The sequence below is a fragment of the Anaplasma ovis str. Haibei genome, assembly GCF_002214625.1.
GTDB lineage: Bacteria > Pseudomonadota > Alphaproteobacteria > Rickettsiales > Anaplasmataceae > Anaplasma > Anaplasma ovis.
Map to the genome: position 1 here is coordinate 699,663 of NZ_CP015994.1, position 18,536 is coordinate 718,198.

Here is an 18,536-nt window from a genome sequence, read left to right on the forward strand (position 1 = left end):
TCCTTGAAAAGATCCTTGGCTGCGTGTAAAGGTCACAAATTAACTTCCGTACCAACTGCTACATACTCGTGACCGCGCGCTATAAGGTCCACGTCATCGGGAACACCAGAAACCCAGAGCTGTCCACCTAAATCGTCAACTATCTCTACCTCAAAAAACCGTACCGTATTATTGTCGAGAACTTTAACACCGACCGCGCCAGTGTCATCCAAGCTCAGGGAAGAAGAGGAAATTTTATGGGTCCTGAACTTGCCAATAGGAACTCTAACCGATGCGGCCATCCCTTCCGTCACAAAAACTCCGCTTTTGTTATCAGCCAAAACCTCAATTGTGTACGTCTTGGTTCCAGGAGAAGCAATCCTCCCGATGAAGGCGATATCACCGCGCAATACCTCACCACTACCTAAAACAACATCAGCAGGGCCATGAAGTCTCAGTTTTGATATGCTCTTCTCCGAAACATGAGAGACAACTCTCAGGCGGTCAAAGCTCGCAATCTGCGCGATGGTCTGCCCACCACTGATAAAGCTTCCCGCTTGGGGAACAATCTTGCCAAGTATGCCCGAAAATGGCGCTCTGATACGCGTATTGCGCAACTCTATCTGGGCACGTTTTAAGTCGGCAGCAGCAGCCATAAGTGCGACGAGCGCCGCATTGTCCTGGGCTTCAGATCTATAGCCGGTACTGCTTAGGGACTCTGACGCGTCGCGCTCAAGTTGCCTCTGTTTCAACAAAGCTTCGGACTGCTTGAGCCTTTCTACTCTGCCACACTCTTCGATCTCGAGGATGACCTGCCCACTTTCAACTTTGCTACCACTCTTAGCAACCACCCGCTCCACTTTGCCGCTAACCTCAGACAGAATGTCCATAAACTTTGAGGCATGGACTTCCCCAGTCAAATGTATGACCAGCTCCCTATCCTCAGCGTGCAGTTTTTCCACCCTTATAATTGTAGGCAGCTTTTGAAGGCCCGATATGACATCACGTTTGGCTGTACCGGACGCAATCAACCCGCTCAAAAGCCATAGGGCACACACTATAAGCAGGCAGGCAGCAAGCTTGTAGCGCGACCTCAGGCGCAAAATCGCCTGCAGCACGCTGCGCAACACATTGCTAACTTGTCTTGGAGCAAGCAACTTCACACGCATCTCTAAAGACCTCGTTTACATCCGGATGGGAGTGGCATATGTGGCAAATGTCCTTGGAGGAGGCCCGGTAGCCAAGAGCGACAACGGCCTCGTTAATCATGGTATCAGCGTAAGTACCCACAATGTGCACCCCGAGGATGGTATCAGTACGCTTGCACGCCACAACCTTAACAAACCCCTCACCTTCACCGGTAACCCTAGCTCGTCCGTTTGCAGCAAAGCTGCTTTTACCCACCTTGTAGTCATACCCCACGCTCTTCACGTAGTCCTCACTTCGCCCAACAGACGCAACTGCGGGGTGTGTGTAGACCACTGCTGGAATGACACCGTAATCCACACCCGAAGCGTGCCCCGCAATAAGCTCAGCAACTGCATGCCCTTCCATCTCAGCCTTGTGAGCCAACATCGCCCCACCAATCACGTCACCTATAGCAAAAATCCCCTTTATGCTGGTCTCATATCTGCCATCTACCGAAACGAAACCCCTATCGTCCAGCAGCAATCCATCTATGGCAACTGTCTTATCAATGTTTGGCCTGCGACCCACCGCTACAAGAACTTTGTCAACTTCCACAGCCGACACTGCACCACCGGAAAGGGCTTCACAGCTCACAACCAGCTTGCCTCCCTTCTTCTCAGACACGGAAACCACTTTGCTCGACAACATAAAATTGATTCCCTGCTTTTTCAAGTGGTTCAGCAGCGCTTTGCTAACCTCAGAATCAAAACCCGGAGCTATGCAATCCGCATATTCAACAACAGTAACCTCTGCACCCAATCTGCTCCACACCGAAGACATTTCAAGGCCTATGGCCCCACCTCCTATGACAAGCAGTTTGCCCGGAACGTCCATACTTAATGCCCCATCCGAGGACAAAATCTTGACTTCATCAATGTCAATACCAGGTAAAGAGGCCGGAAGAGAACCTGTGGCAAGTACAACATTCTTGGCAGACAGTGTATTATCTGGGGATGCTCCATCACGTCCTGCAGCAATCTCAAAACCATCACCTACGGCACGAGTGATAGTTGCAGTCCCACATAGCTTATCTACCCCCGCAGAAGAAAACAGGCTGCTTATGCCGGAGCCGAGTGCGCTTATTTCTTTGTCTCGTACCTCAAACATCTTGCGTAGGTCAAACTTCACATCTCTGGCCGTAATCCCAAAATCCTTGAAAAGATCCTTGGCTGCGTGATATTTGTAGGAATAGTCCAATAAGGCCTTTGATGGAATACATCCAACTCTGAGGCAGGTACCACCAGGCAGTGAGTTGTTGTCTATACACGCAACCTTGAGGCCGAGTTTCGCGGCCTTGAGCGCGCACTTATACCCACCGGGCCCCGCACCAATAACAGCAACGTCATAATCACATGCACCCATACGACACCTACGAAAGCACCATTAATCCTTGCTTCCCTGCAGAAGCGTATGCCATGCCTTCTGATAGCATGAAAGGGCGGGTAAAAAACCCTGGAATTTTGTATGACTCCTCAACCGAGCCGGAAAGCGCGTTCACTCCAAGAAGCCGTCCATTCCTTCCCAGCAACCACAACTTACCCCCAACAAGCACCGGGGAATTCCACCTGCCACCTCCTCTGATCCCAGCCAAATCAAGGACCCATAGTTGTGTTTTACTTTCGGGATCAAAAGCCATCAGTTTGCCAGCCTTGGTCAAGACAAAAATACCCATTTTTTCCACACCAAGGACGTCATAAGACTCAACGTCAGCAGACCATAATTCTTTCCCAGAAGATAGCTCCACACTCTTTAGAACCCCGGACTCATCCACCAGAAGCACTTCCCTAGCAACGATCACCGGAGAGACTACACTGCGCCCGACCACGCCTAGATCTTTCTTGCTAAGACCAATTTCCCAAACTTTATCCCCACTATAGGCATCCAGGCACAGCACTTTGCCATCAGGCAAAAGCATGACAATTACGTGCTTTCTGTGGGAGTAGGCGACTGATAGCGGGCCTTTCACTCGTATATCCGAGCCACCAACCTCTTCGTGATGCCACAGTAAACCACCGTCAGCCACGTTAAAGACATAAAGGCAATTGTCAATAACCAGCGCCGCAACGGCCTTGCCGTCGTTTAAAATGACGAGGTCCCCGCTCAAGGGGTTACGCAGAACCCTCTTCCATTTTATCCGCCCATCTTTGGGATCAACACCGTACAATAGATTATCGATAGCGCACAGCAAAGTCCCATCAGAGTACACCACGCTACTAGAGTACACACCATCTGTGCCCTCTGCCAAGTCAACATGCCACGCTATCCCACCGGCATCTTCCCCGCTGAGCGCAATTAGCCTGCCGCGCCCATCTAGAACCACGATGTGGTCATCCACAACTACGGGTGGAAGCGTAACGTCATGGATGCCAACCAAGTTGCGCACCTGAGAAAACGTCTGATCAACTTCAGGCACAATAAAGGGCGCGGAAAGACCCCAGACCCGTTCAGAAACAGCTAACTGCTTCACAGAGCCGGCAAACGCCGCACCACTATACGATAGGCAGAAAAATACTGAAACGACAGCTAGCAGCCGCATACAAACACAACGCAATAAAAAGAACTGTGTTCATAATCTGACAACTCGTGCAAAAAATCAATCAATTTTGTTAACCTCCATATCGCACACGATCGCCGATTAACACCACACAAAAACTTCGTTTATGCCGCATATGTGCGCGTCTTCCACACAACAACAAATTGAAACAAACATCACACTGTGTCGCAATAAAGTATGTGCGAAAGTTTGGCTGTGCACACATGCCACGACGCACAATCCCTTTCCTCCATTAAGGTGCTGCACACTCTGGATATTGTGGGTATAATCCCCAGGGACACGGTTCCACCATAGGTCTTATATAATGCAAAAGGTGGCTATAGTCGGGCTTCCGAATGTGGGTAAGTCTACTATTTTCAACAGGTTAGTGAGGAGTAAGTCAGCCATAGTCAGCAATGTTGCCCACGTCACCAGAGACAGGAAGGAAGGCGTGGCGAACTTTTGCGGGCTGCGGTTTGTTGCCATAGACACAGGCGGGGTAGGAACCGGCACCGGCATGCAAGCATTGGTCACCGAGCAGGTTGAGTTTGCTCTTGAATGCACAGACATAGTGCTGTTCGTTGTAGACGCCAAAAAGGGCACAGATATCCAAGATGCAGACTTTGCAAAGTGGCTTAGGAAGAGAACATCTAAACCGGTCATCCTGGTAGTAAATAAGTGTGAAAGTAACAAGAGCTGCGCTCCCATAGATGGCATGGAATATTTGAACTTTTTGGGGCCTGTGTACATCTCGGCTGAACATAACCTGGGCATGCCAGACCTGTATGAGGTTATGTCACCCCTATTTGAGTGCGAACATAAGCAAAAGACCCATGAAAAGGCTATCATAATCTCAATAATCGGCCAGCCAAATGTCGGTAAGTCAACATTCATGAATAGCGTTTTGGGAGAGAAAAGGGTGATTACTGACGGCATTGCAGGCACCACTCGTGACTCCATCAGTGCGGAATATTGCTACAAAGGGGTCAAGCTCCTCCTCACTGACACTGCGGGGATCCGCAAAAGGACAAAAGTCGTAGAAAATATGGAAAAGCTTTCGGTAAAATCAGCTACTGATGCCATATCAAAGTCGAGCGTCGTTGTGCTCATGGTCGATTTTACGCTTGGTATAAACCAACAGGATCTTTTCATAGCTGATACCGCCATCAGGGAAGGCAAGGGGATAGTAGTTGTCCTAAATAAGTCAGACCTAATAAATGATAGGGCAGTTGAAGAAGAAATACTACAGGCGATAAGACAACACAGTAGGGTGGATTTTGACGTACCCATTATGAAAATCTCCGCACTGCGCGGCACTGGGTGCAGCAAGGTTTTGGATAGGGCAATAGAGTTGTATAAGTCTGCAAGTAGTAGAATAAGTACCGCACAACTCAATAAGTGGCTCAATGCCGCGTTGGAGCACCATGCCCCTCACTTGCAGAACAATAGAAAGGTAAGATTGAAATATATAACCCAAGTTTCGGCATTACCACCAACTTTCGTGGTATCAGCAAATATGGCACATATTGAGGATAGTTATTTGCAGTACCTCAAGAATAGCTTTATCAAGAACTTTTCTATGCAAGGCGTACCAATTAGGCTTATCGTCAGAAAGGGCCATAACCCATACTCAAGTAAGCAAAAGCGCTGATAGCTGCTACCCTCCCCCGCTTTGAGCTCGAAAGTGCCGCGCGTATCAAACATCCTTTCGGCATTCTCGTGATAAGTGATCATCAACATAGTTGCGCCAGTCCTCCGCGTGTCGCCTTGGCATTGGCGCGCATGTTGCTACGCTAACGTGAGAAGAGAGCTCCCAGTCATTTCGTCTGGCTTTGCTATTTTCATGAGCTCCAAAATCGTTGGAGCAACATCACAAAGCCTGCCATCAATGAGACCAAATCGCTTGTCGCAATTACACAGCACAAGGGGTACCGTGTTAGATGTGTGCGCAGTAAATGGAGTGCCGCGCGTATCAAACATCTTTTCAGCATTCCCATGATCGGCAGTTATCAGCATAGTTGCACCAGCCTTCCGCGTGGCATCAAATACCATCTGCAAGCATGTATCAACCACAGATATGGCCTTCTTCACAGCTTCAAGGTTCCCAGTGTGCCCTACCATGTCCGCATTGGCATAATTTACAACAACCAAGGAATACTGCTTGGATTCAATGTGCTTTACCAAAACTTCAGTCATCGGAAACGCAGACATCTCTGGCTGTAGGTCGTAAGTACTCACCTGAGGGGAGGGAATGATGACTCTATCTTCCCCGGGAAATGGTTCTTCTCTCCCTCCACTGAAGAAAAATGTCACATGCGCGTATTTTTCAGTCTCCGCAATTCTGAGCTGCCTCAGGCCACATCCAGAAACAACCTCCCCTAGGGTGTTGTATATATTTCTGGGAGGAAACAGAGACGGAACCTGAATTTTCTCGGAGTAGCGGACCATACCAAGAACGTTAGACACCTCCTGAGATCTATGCAATATCATACTCAGGATCTGCACGATTCTGTCACTCCTGAAGTTTGTAAGCAATATTCCATCCCCAGGGGAAAACCCTTGATAGTCACCGATAACAGACGGTACCAAAAACTCATCTGAGATTCCATCGCTGTAGTTACTCTCAACAGCGGTGATAGCGTCTCTGTATCTTGGACCACGAGCCAGGGCAATAGCTTCATAAGCCTTTTCGGTCCTGTCTAATCTGTTATCTCTGTCCATCGCATAGTATCGACCGCTTACAGTCGCTATACTTGCACCGCATGAGTGCACAACCTCACCCAAGGCCGTTACGTATTTCTTTGCTGAACGTGGGGGAACATCACGTCCGTCCAAGAATGCGTGTATCATAACTTGTACTCGTAGCTCCGCAAAGACCTGCACAAGCTTAGTTATGTGATCTTGCAATCCGTGCACCCCCCCGTCAGAGAGCAAACCCATTATGTGGCACACCCCACTCCCATTCCTGAGCGCATCCACAAACTGCAAAAGGTACGGATTACTGTGTATACCACCAATTTCAGCGTTGATCCTCTGAAGATCTTGCGGCACCACCCTGCCAGCACCGAGACTTATATGCCCAACCTCTGAATTTCCAACCTGGGTGGCGGGAAGCCCAACATCTTCACCGCTGGCAGATAGGCTACTACGAGGACATCTAGAAGCTACAGACTCCCAAAATGGCTTATGGGCGGCATGTATGGCGTCACACTCACTACCATCACCATTGCCCCATCCATCGAGTATGCAGAGTACAACAGCGCTGCCCGACATACACTTTTTTTAGCTAAACGAAAAACAGGGCCAATTCTACAATACCTTCCGTGCCATAGCAAACAACTATCGTCCACAACTTGTGCTTAAAATCCCGTACCACCAGCCCTGCTGCACGTACTGTAATTTGCTCAAGCAAAGCCTTGTAACATATCCACAAACCGCATGCAAATGGGCATGTATTCGTGCAAACACCGCACAACTACCTCGTCACTACCAGACAACGCCTGGAAGTGTGCATCAAAATACACAAATAACCCGTTAACTTTTGCAAGGTTTTGTACTACAATACCGGGGTTTTTGTTTTCGTTACTAGTTATGATGTACGGCCACCATGATGCAGTGCTAGTGCTGTCGGATGGCCGCCACTTTTTTGGTAAATCCCTGGGAGAAAGAAAAAGCTGCATAGGTGAGGTGTGCTTCACCACAGGATTCACTGGCTATCAGTATACTATTACTGACCCGTCATTTGCCGGACAAATAGTGGTTTTCTCCTTCCCTCATATAGGGAACGTGGGCGTGAACAGCAAAGATTTCGAGTGCGAGCATGTGCTAGCGAGGGGCATAGTTGTTAGGGAGATGTCTGATGCGTCCCACGTATCTTCATTAACAGACCTAAACTCTTGGATGAAAGCCAACGGAGTTAGCGGAATATCTGGAGTAGATACACGCGCACTCACCGTACACCTGCGTGAGCATGGCTCACAAAATGGTATAATACACTGCTTTGATGACCCAAATTTGCTGAATTTGCAGGAGCTGAAAAGCATCGCAATGGCGCCGATTGCACCCCCCGTGGCCACTGAGCTTCCACACCTGAAAAGTTATCAGGTTTCGCAGACTGGACCGAGGGTTTGCGTAATAGATATGGGAGCGAAACGTGGCATAATGCAGGCACTATCCGCCCTCGGGTGTGCTGTACATGTTGTGGCAGGTAGGGATGATTTCGTAACACAAATCATGGATTTGCACCCGCAGGGGATAGTACTCTCCAACGGCCCTGGTGACCCTCACGACGTCCCAACTGATATAATAGAACAGTTGCGCGTCCTGTTGCGGCGGGGAATACCTATTCTCGGCATATGCCTAGGGCACCAATTACTCGCCATTACCATAGGGGCAAAAACCGTCAAAATGCGGCACGGCCACCGGGGCAGCAATCACCCAGTGTACAACATTATGACCCGCACTGTTGAGGTGACTAGCCAAAATCATGGGTTCGCTGTGGACGCGCAGACCCTGCCGGAGAACGCTGAAGTTACCCATAGATCGCTGTTTGATGGCACAATAGAAGGCATGAGGTTGCTAGATTACCCAGCACTTTCCGTGCAGTACCACCCAGAGGGGCATCCCGGCCCGCATGACTCTCACTATATATTCAAAGACTTTGTAAACCTTGCCAAGGCCCACGAATGGTGATACCCGTACAACCCCGCTGAAAGTCGTGGCACTATCCTCTCGATACTCACACACCTGCAGCCATGGGCATAGTGTGCTTGGCTAAGCACAAAGTTTTGGAGTTAAACTGTGCATGTGTCACCTCTGGAGCCAGACCATCAGTGCAGTCCCTCCGGATGCTTGACAGCCTTGATCGAAAGTTGTACAACGAAATCGTGGTGTGCCGCGGCTATTGCGGAGTTGTGCCGTGCGATAGCAGCTTTTTTCCTCGGGGTTTCTATGCTTGGCAATGTGGAGGTAATTCTGGCTCGGCCGCGTGGGTTCTGTGCGGGCGTGGAAAGGGCAGTGCGCACCCTTGAGAGTGTCGCTAACAAATATGCTGGCACTAGGGCAGTATATGCGCTACATCAGATTGTACACAACCTTCACGTTGTAGATAGCTTCAAGAAAATGGGCGTCAAGTTTGTTAGTACGCTGGATGAGGTGCCAGAGGGGGCGGTTCTGGTGTTAAGCGCACATGGTGTTTCCCAGCAAGTCAGGGAGGAGTCGAGGCGCAAGGGGCTTACAGTGGTTGATGCAACGTGCCCCCTAGTCACCAAGGTACACCTGGAAATACAGCGATACGACAAAAGCGGATATCAGGTCATATTTGTGGGGCACAAGGGGCACAGAGAAGTAGAAGGCAGTATGGGGCAGATATTCAACCCGGTGATTTTGGTACAGAGCGTCCAAGATGTGCAAAACATTCAAGTTCCAAGCGCGACCAAGCTCGCATACGTAGACAACTCTTAGCATTGATGACACCGCAGATATAATAAACGCCTTGAAGCTCAGATTTCCTGAAATCGTGGGGCCAAACCTGCGCGACATATGTTACGCAACCCAGAACAGACAAGTAGCGGTGAAGTATATGTCAAAAATGGTAGATGTTGTGCTTGCGATAGGCAGCAAAAATAGCTCTAACTCAAATCGCCTTCTAGACCTGGCAAAATCTCAAAATGTGAGGGCCTATCTCATAGATTCGTACAGGAACATAGATCTAAAGTGGCTAGTTGGCGCGCACAAGATTGGGATCACCGCAGGTGCTTCTGCTCCGGAAATTCTGGTACAGGAGGTTGTGGACTATTTAGGCCTGCATGCCAACCTGAGGGTGCGCACCATGGAAGGAGTTAGTGAAAATATCACCTTCAAACTGCCTGAGCTAGATTAGCTGGGTGTCATGAGCATCTTGTGCACCCTCATCTCGTCGCAATGCTGGAGCAGGTGTCTTGGCGCATGAATCAACAACCTATAAACATTCATGGGTTACGGTCCAAGCAGCAATAGCCAATTCTCGACGGAGATTTTTGTATCTGCCAACACTTGATTATTCCTGGGAAAAACAGTAGGATCGCCGAAGGTTCTAAGGTCGTGGGGTTGTGTTGAAAGTCAAGATTTTGAGACTTGCCTCGGGGTATGGGTTGCCCTTGCCATCCTATGCCACTCCCAAAAGTGCAGGGCTAGATTTGTACGCCGCGGTCGACGGCAAGTTGGTAGTGCACCCAGGTGGCAGGTGCGCAGTGAAGACGGGTATTGCCCTAGAGTTGCCTGATGGATATGAAGCGCAGATAAGATCTAGATCCGGTCTGGCTGCTAACTTTGGTGTTTTCGTGTTGAACGCACCGGGAACCATAGATTCCGACTATCGCGGGGAGATAACCGTGGTGCTGTCAAACTTCGGCAGCGAAGATTACGTAATTAGCCGTGGTGACAGGGTTGCGCAGATGGTCATAGCCCCGGTGGAACGGGTAGATTGGGAAGAGGTAAGTAGTATAACAGCCACCAGCCGCGGAGAGGGTGGGTTTGGTTCTACTGGAACGTAGGGCACGCACGCCGATGTATGCGGGGCAGGCAGGTTTCCTCAAGGCACATCAGGTTGCGTGCTCCGGACACTCGAGCAGGTGTTTGACGATTAGAGACAGCTTGGACGCGAATGAGCCCTTGACCAGCACGCCGTCTCCCGGCCTGATGGCGTGTTCCAGGTGTGCAATCGCCTCCTCATAGTTGGTGAAATGTCTCCCACGTAGGCGTTCAGGTAGTACGTCGTACAGGGACAGCATGTGTGTTCCTACGGTGTATACCACGTCTATGTTGCCGCGCGCTATGTGTTCCAGTAGCCCGCAGTGGTAATGATGGCTGCCACTCCCCAGTTCGAGCATATCACCTAAAACCGCTACTTTTCTAAGGATACGAGCGTGCTTCAGATCACTAAAACTCCCTATAGCCACGGCCATAGATAAAGGATTTGCGTTGTACGCATCATCCAGCAAGATAATTTCCCTGCCCCTAAATGTGGTAACATGGACTTTACCCCTACCTTCCAGTGGGACAAATTCTTCTATGACGTCTTTAACTGGCGTGAGATCTAACGAAAAAACTTGGCCCACGGCAGCTGCTATAGCAGCCGAATATGCCAGGTGCCTGGCACAGTTTTTCAGGTCACACTGCAACTTCCTTCCAAAACACCTCAAGGTTACGGAGTTTCCTGGTTCTTTGCTTCCGAGAATCTGTACATCGGCTCCTGCACCCACACCAAAACTTATGACACGCGCACAACGGTTTTCAGCCACAGCACGCATTTTATCATAGCATATGTTATCACGGTTCAATATGGCGACAGCACCATCCTTGACGTGGTTGAACACCTCTAGCTTTGCAGCTAGCACACCCTCAATAGACTCAAAAAACTCCAAATGTGCCGGGCCCACGTTGGTAATCACGGCAACGTCCGGCCTCGCAATACGAGACAGGATGTCTATCTCCCCGGAAGAATTCATGCCCATCTCAAGCACAACAAACTCTGCATTTTCGGCCAAATTCGCAGCACATAGAGGCATTCCTATAAGGTTGTTATAGTTCGCCTCGTTGTAATATACCTCACCGTACTTGGACAGGACTTCGGTCAGAATATACTTCGTGGTAGTTTTGCCTACGCTGCCGGTAATTGCTATTATCTTGGCACGTGTACCCCTTAGGCGAACAGCTGCAATATCGTGCAACGCCTGTAGAGTATCTTTCACCATAACCAAAGGCCCACAATCTGCAGCCAAGGAGGATTCCTCACTCACAACAGCAGCAACGGCACCTTTGTTGAACGCCTCTCGGACAAAGCCGTGTCCGTCAAAGTTTTTGCCTCTGATTGCAATAAACACATCACCAGGGCGCAAGGTCCTAGTATCTATAGACACTCTACCACATGATGCCCAATCTCCTCCAAGGCATAGCCCGGAAATCGCGGCCTCCATAGATTTGGCACACCACATAATACGCTTGAACAGTATAACGTGCACACGTATACCACAGTATAACAGACAAAACAATTGAGGTTGTACCGTGGAATGTGCGCGCACAGCCCACTGTCGACCAGCGCGGCTGGGGTGGAGTCACAGGACTTCCACGCGCATTACGGTGCAACACAGAAAGTGATTACTGCTTACCTGGAGGGAAGGTAAAATTTCCGAAAGTGAGGTAGGTCCAATGCTAGACAACAAAGCAAAATTTCCAGAAAACATATCCTATGGGTCCGTAGGGGGACCGACTTTTTCTACTGTAATTTCCGAGCTCGGCGGCGGAAAAGAGCAGCGTAAAGCTAACTGGACGCGTTCGCACAATAGGTACAACGTGGTGTACAACACCGCATCTAGAGATCAGTGCAGTGCATTGATTAGCTTTTTCTATGCACACAGGGGAAAGGCCCTGCCCTTCAGATTCAAAGACTGGTCTGATTACGCGGCAACCGGGCAAAAGATTGGAGTGGGTGATGGTAAAAGCTTGAATTTTCAGCTCGTCAAACGCTACTACGCGGGAGAACATTCCTACACACGCAAGATTAGCAAACCGGTAGATGGTACAGTCAAAGTATACTTAAATGAGGCATTGCAGGAGTACACAAGGGATTATGGCATAGACTTCAGTAGTGGAATCGTCACGTTCGCTACACCACCAGCACATGATGATATCATCCACGCAGATTTTGAGTTTGACGTACTAGTCAGGTTTGACACCGATTTCCTTGCCTTCTCGCTTGACGCACATGGAAACTACGGGTGCCACAGTGTACCGTTAGTAGAAGTCAGCGAATAGCCACACGTCCGCTTGGGTCTGTTAGGATGATCCACCCAAGCCGTCAAGTTCTGTTTTCAAGGCCAGCAGTTCAGACTCAATGTTTGCCTTGTCAAGCTCTGTAGTGTTGGGCGAATCCAAAGCTTTCTTCAGCTCTACAATCCTCTCCTGAAGCGCAGCAACTTGCTTCTTGCGTTCTTCCTGCTGCTGCCTCCTGGAAACCCCTCCGGACCCTGTATGCGCACTTGTTGACCGACCATCACTTGCAGCTTTACCACCAATTACCCGATGTTGTGGGTTAAGCGCAGCAAATACATCCCCCCTATCTGCTGTATGTGCACCTGCTGCCCAAGGCTGGCTGTCAACGGCGTCTTGGAACTCATCATCTTCATCATCGCTATCACCAGCATCTTGGCCTTCCCGTTCTGTCCCTACAGCTCCAGTAGCACCCGCAGTTTCCTCTGTGGTCTCCCCATCACCTGCGGGCACACCCTGGGTAGCATCGGAAGCTTTATCATAATCTGGATCAGGGTCATAATCCGGAGTGGGATCATAATCTGGCTTGGGCTCAGATTCCTGCTGCCCATCTTGCGCATCACCCGGAGCGGCCTCTTCTGTATCAACCTCACCCTCAGACACAGCCCCCGCTGCTAGACCTCCCGCGGGCTCTGTAGCGGCTCCCTCGTCATCCGCAAGCACGTCTTGTGAAGTGTCGAAAAATTCGTCATAGTCTGGATCGGGGTCATAATCCGGATCAGGATCATAATCTGGTGTAGGATCGTAATCTGCTTCAGGATCATAGTCTGGCTCAGGTTCGGCTTCCTGCGACCCATCTTGCGCATCACCCGGAGCAGCCTCTTCTGTATCAACCCCACCCTCAGACATAGCCCCTGCTGCTAGACCTTCCGCAGCTTCTTCTGGTTGCTCACTAGTAACTGCTGAATCTTGGCCCGCTACTCCCGTAGCTTCCATCCACGCACGCTCACTATCGGCTGCACTGTATGCGACATCATATCCTACGTCACCTTGGTCAGTATGTTCATCTTCAGTACTTTGGTGCAAGACCGCTGCCTGTGCAGCCAGCTCATCCGCCAGTGCGCCATCCGCCAGACTTGCAGGATCCTCAACTGCAATGTCGTGCTCCAGCACTTCACGCAGATCGCTATCTTCCTCCACTTTACCACCATCGTATGACTGATGCGCTTCAGCTTCCGCTTCTACATATGGCTCCCTAGTGCTTGCAAAAGCATCCTCATACTGGCCAACTTGACCCAGTCCCTCTCCTTCTTCGGGTTCATCCTTGCTGGTGTACGCCTTGTATACTTCATCCCCAACTTCCAGGGCAGATTCCTTAGCATCCTCGTAGTCACTCTCTTGTGGGCCACCGTAACCGAGTTGTTCTCCCCCTCCTTCGTGTTCGTCCTCTTCATACCCCTTCTTGCTGGATTTTCTGCCACCTTCTGAGATTGAAGCACCGCTCCTACTCCTATCAGATTTTTTGAGGTGCAGCCCCCTATCATCAACCTCACCCTCAGACATAGCTCCCGCTGCTAGACCTTCCGCAGCAGCCTCCTCATCATCTGCGGGCACACCCTGGGTAGCATCAGAAGCCTCGTCATAATCTGGATCAGGGTCATAATCCGGAGTGGGATCATAATCTGGCACAGGATCATAGTCCGGTTCAGGATCATAATCTGGCTTGGGCTCAGATTCCTGCTGCCCATCTTGCGCATCGCTCGGAGCAGCCTCTTCTGTATCAACCCCACCCTCAGACATAGCCCCTGCTGCTAGACCTTCCGCAGGCTCTGCGGCGGTCTCCTCATCATCTGCAAGCACGTCTTGTGAAGTGTCGAAAAATTCGTCATAGTCTGGATCGGGGTCATAGTCCGGATCAGGATCATAATCTGGTGTAGGATCGTAGTCCGGAGTGGGATCATAGTCTGGCTTGGGCTCAGATTCCTGCTGCCCATCTTGCGCATCACCCGGAGTAGCTTCTTCTGTATCAACCTCACCCTCAGACATAGCCCCTGCTGCTAGACCTTCCGCAGGCTCTGCGGCGGTCTCCTCATCATCTGCAAGCACGTCTTGTGAAGTGTCGAAAAATTCGTCATAGTCTGGATCGGGGTCATAGTCCGGATCAGGATCATAATCTGGTGTAGGATCGTAATCTGCTTCAGGATCATAGTCTGGCTCAGGTTCGGCTTCCTGCGACCCATCTTGCGCATCACCCGGAGCGGCCTCTTCTGTATCAACCTCACCCTCAGACACAGCCCCCGCTGCTAGACCTCCCGCGGGCTCTGTAGCGGCTCCCTCGTCATCCGCAAGCATGTCTTGAGAAGCGTCAAAAAATTCGTCATAGTCTGGATCGGGGTCATAGTCCGGATCAGGATCATAATCTGGTGTAGGATCGTAATCTGCTTCAGGATCATAGTCTGGCTCAGGTTCGGCTTCCTGCGACCCATCTTGCGCATCACCCGGAGCAGCTTCTTCTCCGTCCGCAAGCACATCTTCAAATTGGTCAGTAGAGGTCCTCGCAGTGCCTTCCTCCTCTAGTTGGGCTTGCACCTCATCTAGGTCACCTTCTCCAACTCCACGCTGCTCATCCACTGCGGCACGTAGGGCACTAGACTCAGAATCACGGCCCCGCTCCTCCACAGAACCATCAGACCCACTATCAACAGTATCAGACCCCCGCAAGACATCATCAGCCATCTCGGAAACACCCGCTCTTGCAGACTCGCCATCATCTGCACCCTGCTCTCCGGCCCTAAATTCATGCCCAGGCTCAGCGGGATGGGTTCCGTCTGCCCTTGCAGCATCATGCCTAGCGAGAGAATGCTCCATCAACCTCGCAAAGTCCACGTCACCCGAAGGTGTAACGAACTCTGCAAGCTCTGGAACTTCCCCAGGCCTTTCGTGAGCCATTGTAGCGATCTCACTTCGAAGCTTGTTCATGTCTTCGTCTATCCTGTCCCGAGCTTCCGGATCCTCCGCACGGGCACGTAATGCACCAAGACCATGGAGTGTATCAACTGCATCCCAGAAATTGTCTTTATCGACGTGCAACTTTCCGTCGCTATCAAATAGCTTGTGGCTTGGGGTATCGGCACCTTGCTCGCCATCTTTCAACTCAGGACGCACAAACGGGTTCGAATCATCGTCCTTTTGCGCGGGCGCGTACCCACTAGGCTTGTACTTCTCAACTCCGATAGTAAGCGCCTCTAGGCTGCTCAAAAATGCCGCCCTGTCATGAACGATATTGTGTATCAGTCCTTCGGTCTCAGAACCCGTAATACGGCCCAGAGCGTGGCCACCTAGATATTTCATTGCATCCAGTGGTGAGTATCCCAAATGGGCGCCCACCCACGCTCTAGCGTAGTCAAATCTGGGAGAAATTGACCGCATTGAATACAAATCTTCTTCGGTATATGAAGCGGTTAGCGCACTGGAAAGCGACCTTACACCGTGAGCAGCCGTGCCAAGTACCCCACCGACCACTGGCACCCTCTTCAGCAAGTTTTCTGGCACCTTGGCAGCGGTAGAAGCCAAATCCCCGGCCTTTGCCCGCATCAAGATTCTCAACCCATCTATACCCCTATCCACACGATCTATCAGAGTGCCAATAACTGGAATGTGAGAGAATATCCTTACAAAACCTTCGCTGTACATTGACGCTACAGTCCTCGACAGCATGCTACCGCCAGAGAGCACGACCGCAACATTCTGCACAAAGGCTCTCATTTGCCATACAAGAAACGCTACCAGGATGAGCCCAAACACCTCGGGCCACATCACTATGTAACCCTTCTTGAGGTCCTTGATTATGTTATAATCATGCTGATCTTCAAGATCCTTGGTAGACGTAGGATTGAGCACTTTACCGCTGCCTATCACGGCGGTGGTTAGTGTTTTCACCAACTCCCCTTTGAATTGGGGATCTCTGTACTTTTGCGTGACGTCTTTATTCCATTTTTGGTCCTCTTCCTCCCTCTTCCTTATCACCTCCATAAACTTGTCTTTCGTGTCACTCGTCACGGTGCCGTCTTGCACGCGTTTTTCTAGCTCATTCTTTATCTTTTCCACCAACCTGGCAGTTGATGTGCCACGTGCACTAGCGATGAGCGAGTTTGTCATGGCGGTCAAAGGCTTCAGATTCTTCTCACCCTCAATAGGAGACACCCCACCTGGAGGCACAGAGCTCTTAGCATCTGGATCTAGGAACGGGAAGTCCACATAGCGGAAATCCTCATCTTTGTAGTCTGGCGGAACTTTAATTACAGCACCACCACCGGTAAATACATATCGTGCGGAGGTTCCAGAATCGGTCTGTTCATCTTTGTTGGAAGCACCACTCCATCCAATTAGCACAGGATCGTATTTTTGCCCAGGAGTCCACTCGTAGTATCTCTGATCGATGATTCTGTGTCCAAGCGCATAAAATTTGATGTGCAGCACCTCATTGTAGCAGGCAGTAAAGCCAAAAATCCTGTAGTAGTAGTGCATTATGAGCGAGCCAAACATCGCAATAAGGGTGAACATCAGTATGGCTTGCATAGAGAAGCTAATACACTGAGTCAACCACCCATCAAAAAGGCTTCTGAATCTGGAAAAAACGATACCAACAAACATTATGGGCATCAGCGCGATTAGGAAGGTGATCCCCACAAATGCGGTGAGGTAAATTATAAAGCCGTAAAGGCACAGGGCTACGTAGCAAATTACCGCTATTATGATTATCAGCAACGCAAATATGGAGGTGAAGTCCGCCATGATGAGCGCTCTAGCTTTGGCTTCCCACACAACGGTGGAGAATATTCTTTCCCCGATCATTACGTCCATAAATTCAAACGGGGCGTCGGGCTTGAATGTCTGTTTAGCAGCGTAACTATTAACTAGCGCTATAATTTGGTCAACACCTCCTGTAAACAGCTTCAGAAGGTGGTTATGGAAGAAGTCCCAACTACCGGGAGATACCAACAGTATTACCAGGATAATCTTCAATATCCGGACCATTGCATCAGCGAGAGGTGCTTGAACCATCCCCAGTAGGTACACCAGCGCAGAAACGACCAAAAACAAGGTCATGACCGCAAATGCGAAGTTCCTAAATCCCTTGTTGCTTACGATGTTTTCGAATATCTGCTTCCCAGCCTTGTCCAACTCACCCCTGACCAGCTTTCTCACATATTCAAATACCCTGACACCTTGGCCGTTAATGACACCTTGTTTAAACTCCAAGCTATAACCACCGGCGTTGTCGTAGTAGTAATTGTCTAATATTTTGACATAAATTCTCCACCCTCTTTGTGGCGTAACAGCCTGGCAGTCACTACCGAAGATTTTCCCACTGGAGTGGTAGGACGCTTTTCCAGTTTGGGCTTCACCCGCAGCTTCGTGTCCCAAGTGAGTGGTTGGAGACACGGGATATTCTATCAAATCAAGGGTAGAGTTCGGATCCGGATCCTCCGGACGTTTGAACAGTAGATACGCGCCATATCCGTTCTCCAGCCAGCATGGCCTCCCATACTGGCCCTTGTTTGCATCATCAGTTGTTGGTATGTGTTGACAGCTGAGCTTACAGCCACTCACGCTACGCTCGCGTTTTTCATATGGGCCACATACCCTGTCTATATCAACCACGGAATCGTAGAATTCGTCATTGGGGTCTACCGGCCTTGATATGCCGGTATTTACTGCCAATTGCGAGCTGTGTTTTTCGCCATTCTTAGCCCAGGGAACCCATGCCCCCTCTATACTTATTACAAGCTCTTTCCCGTCAGTAACAAACCCCGTGTCCTTCCATCGGATCATGTGCTTATTTGCCCCGGGGGTGCTTGCATTACCTGTCTGCCCATCACCGGCTTTGAATGCTTCTACGTTACCCGGGCCGTAATAAGCCGACACAGAGGCAGTAGTGCTGCTATTGAAGTTATCCGCGGACACACAACGGGGGAATGGTACATCACTTCCACATGATGCAACAAGCAAGCACAGCGGCAGTAGTCTCAGGAATTTGTTTACAGCTGACCTTGCAATAGTAACCATTCTTCCCAGACCAATAGAC

10 protein-coding genes and 1 pseudogene are annotated in these 18,536 nt (G+C 50.1%); 5 read left to right on the forward strand and 6 right to left on the reverse strand.

The window, feature by feature from the left end:
* Positions 1 to 32: 32 nt before the first annotated feature.
* Genes AOV_RS02855 through AOV_RS02865 form a run of 3 tightly spaced genes read right to left on the reverse strand, consistent with a single transcriptional unit; the run spans position 33 to position 3,703 of the window.
* Complete coding sequence (locus AOV_RS02855; RefSeq protein ID WP_075139057.1) at positions 33 to 1,148, reverse strand: efflux RND transporter periplasmic adaptor subunit; 1,116 nt, start codon at positions 1,146 to 1,148, stop codon at positions 33 to 35.
* Positions 1,114 to 2,529 (reverse strand): dihydrolipoyl dehydrogenase, encoded by a 1,416-nt coding sequence (gene lpdA / locus AOV_RS02860; protein ID WP_075139058.1) that lies wholly within the window; start codon positions 2,527 to 2,529, stop codon positions 1,114 to 1,116. Before lpdA ends, AOV_RS02855 begins: the two co-directional genes overlap by 35 nt.
* Positions 2,530 to 2,536: 7 nt before the next feature.
* Positions 2,537 to 3,703: a PQQ-like beta-propeller repeat protein gene (locus AOV_RS02865; protein ID WP_075139059.1), complete on the reverse strand. Its 1,167-nt coding sequence runs from the start codon at positions 3,701 to 3,703 to the stop codon at positions 2,537 to 2,539.
* 322 nt (positions 3,704 to 4,025) lie between these two features.
* On the opposite strand from AOV_RS02865, the gene der reads away from it, so the two are divergent.
* Positions 4,026 to 5,351, forward strand: a complete 1,326-nt coding sequence (gene der / locus AOV_RS02870) for a ribosome biogenesis GTPase Der (protein WP_075139060.1) — start codon at positions 4,026 to 4,028, stop codon at positions 5,349 to 5,351.
* A gap of 137 nt (positions 5,352 to 5,488) precedes the next feature.
* Here der and gpmI read toward each other — a convergent pair whose 3' ends face one another.
* Positions 5,489 to 6,973, reverse strand: a complete 1,485-nt coding sequence (gpmI, locus tag AOV_RS02875) for a 2,3-bisphosphoglycerate-independent phosphoglycerate mutase (protein ID WP_075139061.1) — start codon at positions 6,971 to 6,973, stop codon at positions 5,489 to 5,491.
* A 318-nt stretch (positions 6,974 to 7,291) separates the two neighbouring features.
* On the opposite strand from gpmI, the gene carA reads away from it, so the two are divergent.
* The 3 genes and pseudogenes from carA to dut all read left to right on the forward strand — a co-directional run bounded on the left by carA (position 7,292) and on the right by dut (position 10,233).
* The gene (gene carA / locus AOV_RS02885; RefSeq protein ID WP_075139063.1) at positions 7,292 to 8,392 is read left to right on the forward strand and encodes a glutamine-hydrolyzing carbamoyl-phosphate synthase small subunit; all 1,101 of its coding nucleotides are present in this window, start codon (positions 7,292 to 7,294) and stop codon (positions 8,390 to 8,392) included.
* A 270-nt stretch (positions 8,393 to 8,662) separates the two neighbouring features.
* A pseudogene (gene ispH, locus AOV_RS02890) lies at positions 8,663 to 9,581 on the forward strand (4-hydroxy-3-methylbut-2-enyl diphosphate reductase).
* A 208-nt stretch (positions 9,582 to 9,789) separates the two neighbouring features.
* Positions 9,790 to 10,233 carry a dUTP diphosphatase gene (gene dut, locus AOV_RS02895; protein ID WP_075139064.1) on the forward strand — a complete coding sequence of 148 codons (444 nt, stop codon included), beginning with the start codon at positions 9,790 to 9,792 and terminating at the stop codon, positions 10,231 to 10,233.
* Between the two features lie 48 nt (positions 10,234 to 10,281).
* Here the strand turns inward: dut and AOV_RS02900 are convergent, their stop codons facing one another.
* Positions 10,282 to 11,700 (reverse strand): UDP-N-acetylmuramoyl-tripeptide--D-alanyl-D-alanine ligase, encoded by a 1,419-nt coding sequence (locus tag AOV_RS02900; RefSeq protein WP_233497105.1) that lies wholly within the window; start codon positions 11,698 to 11,700, stop codon positions 10,282 to 10,284.
* Positions 11,701 to 11,887: 187 nt separating this feature from the next.
* Between AOV_RS02900 and AOV_RS02905 the strand changes: the two genes are divergently transcribed.
* Positions 11,888 to 12,493, forward strand: coding sequence for a DUF2460 domain-containing protein (locus AOV_RS02905; RefSeq protein ID WP_075139065.1), 606 nt, complete (start codon positions 11,888 to 11,890; stop codon positions 12,491 to 12,493).
* Positions 12,494 to 12,514: 21 nt separating this feature from the next.
* Here the strand turns inward: AOV_RS02905 and AOV_RS02910 are convergent, their stop codons facing one another.
* Positions 12,515 to 18,517, reverse strand: a complete 6,003-nt coding sequence (locus tag AOV_RS02910) for a type IV secretion system protein (protein ID WP_199463056.1) — start codon at positions 18,515 to 18,517, stop codon at positions 12,515 to 12,517.
* Positions 18,518 to 18,536 lie beyond the last annotated feature (19 nt).

Coding starts and splice junctions, on each gene's coding strand:
- AOV_RS02905 (WP_075139065.1), top strand. CDS start 11,888: ATGCTAGACAACAAAGCAAAATTTCCAGAAAACATATCCTATGGGTCC.
- gpmI (WP_075139061.1), bottom strand. CDS start 6,973: ATGTCGGGCAGCGCTGTTGTACTCTGCATACTCGATGGATGGGGCAAT.
- der (WP_075139060.1), top strand. CDS start 4,026: ATGCAAAAGGTGGCTATAGTCGGGCTTCCGAATGTGGGTAAGTCTACT.
- lpdA (WP_075139058.1), bottom strand. CDS start 2,529: ATGGGTGCATGTGATTATGACGTTGCTGTTATTGGTGCGGGGCCCGGT.
- AOV_RS02855 (WP_075139057.1), bottom strand. CDS start 1,148: ATGCGTGTGAAGTTGCTTGCTCCAAGACAAGTTAGCAATGTGTTGCGC.
- AOV_RS02865 (WP_075139059.1), bottom strand. CDS start 3,703: ATGCGGCTGCTAGCTGTCGTTTCAGTATTTTTCTGCCTATCGTATAGT.
- AOV_RS02910 (WP_199463056.1), bottom strand. CDS start 18,517: ATGGTTACTATTGCAAGGTCAGCTGTAAACAAATTCCTGAGACTACTG.
- carA (WP_075139063.1), top strand. CDS start 7,292: ATGATGTACGGCCACCATGATGCAGTGCTAGTGCTGTCGGATGGCCGC.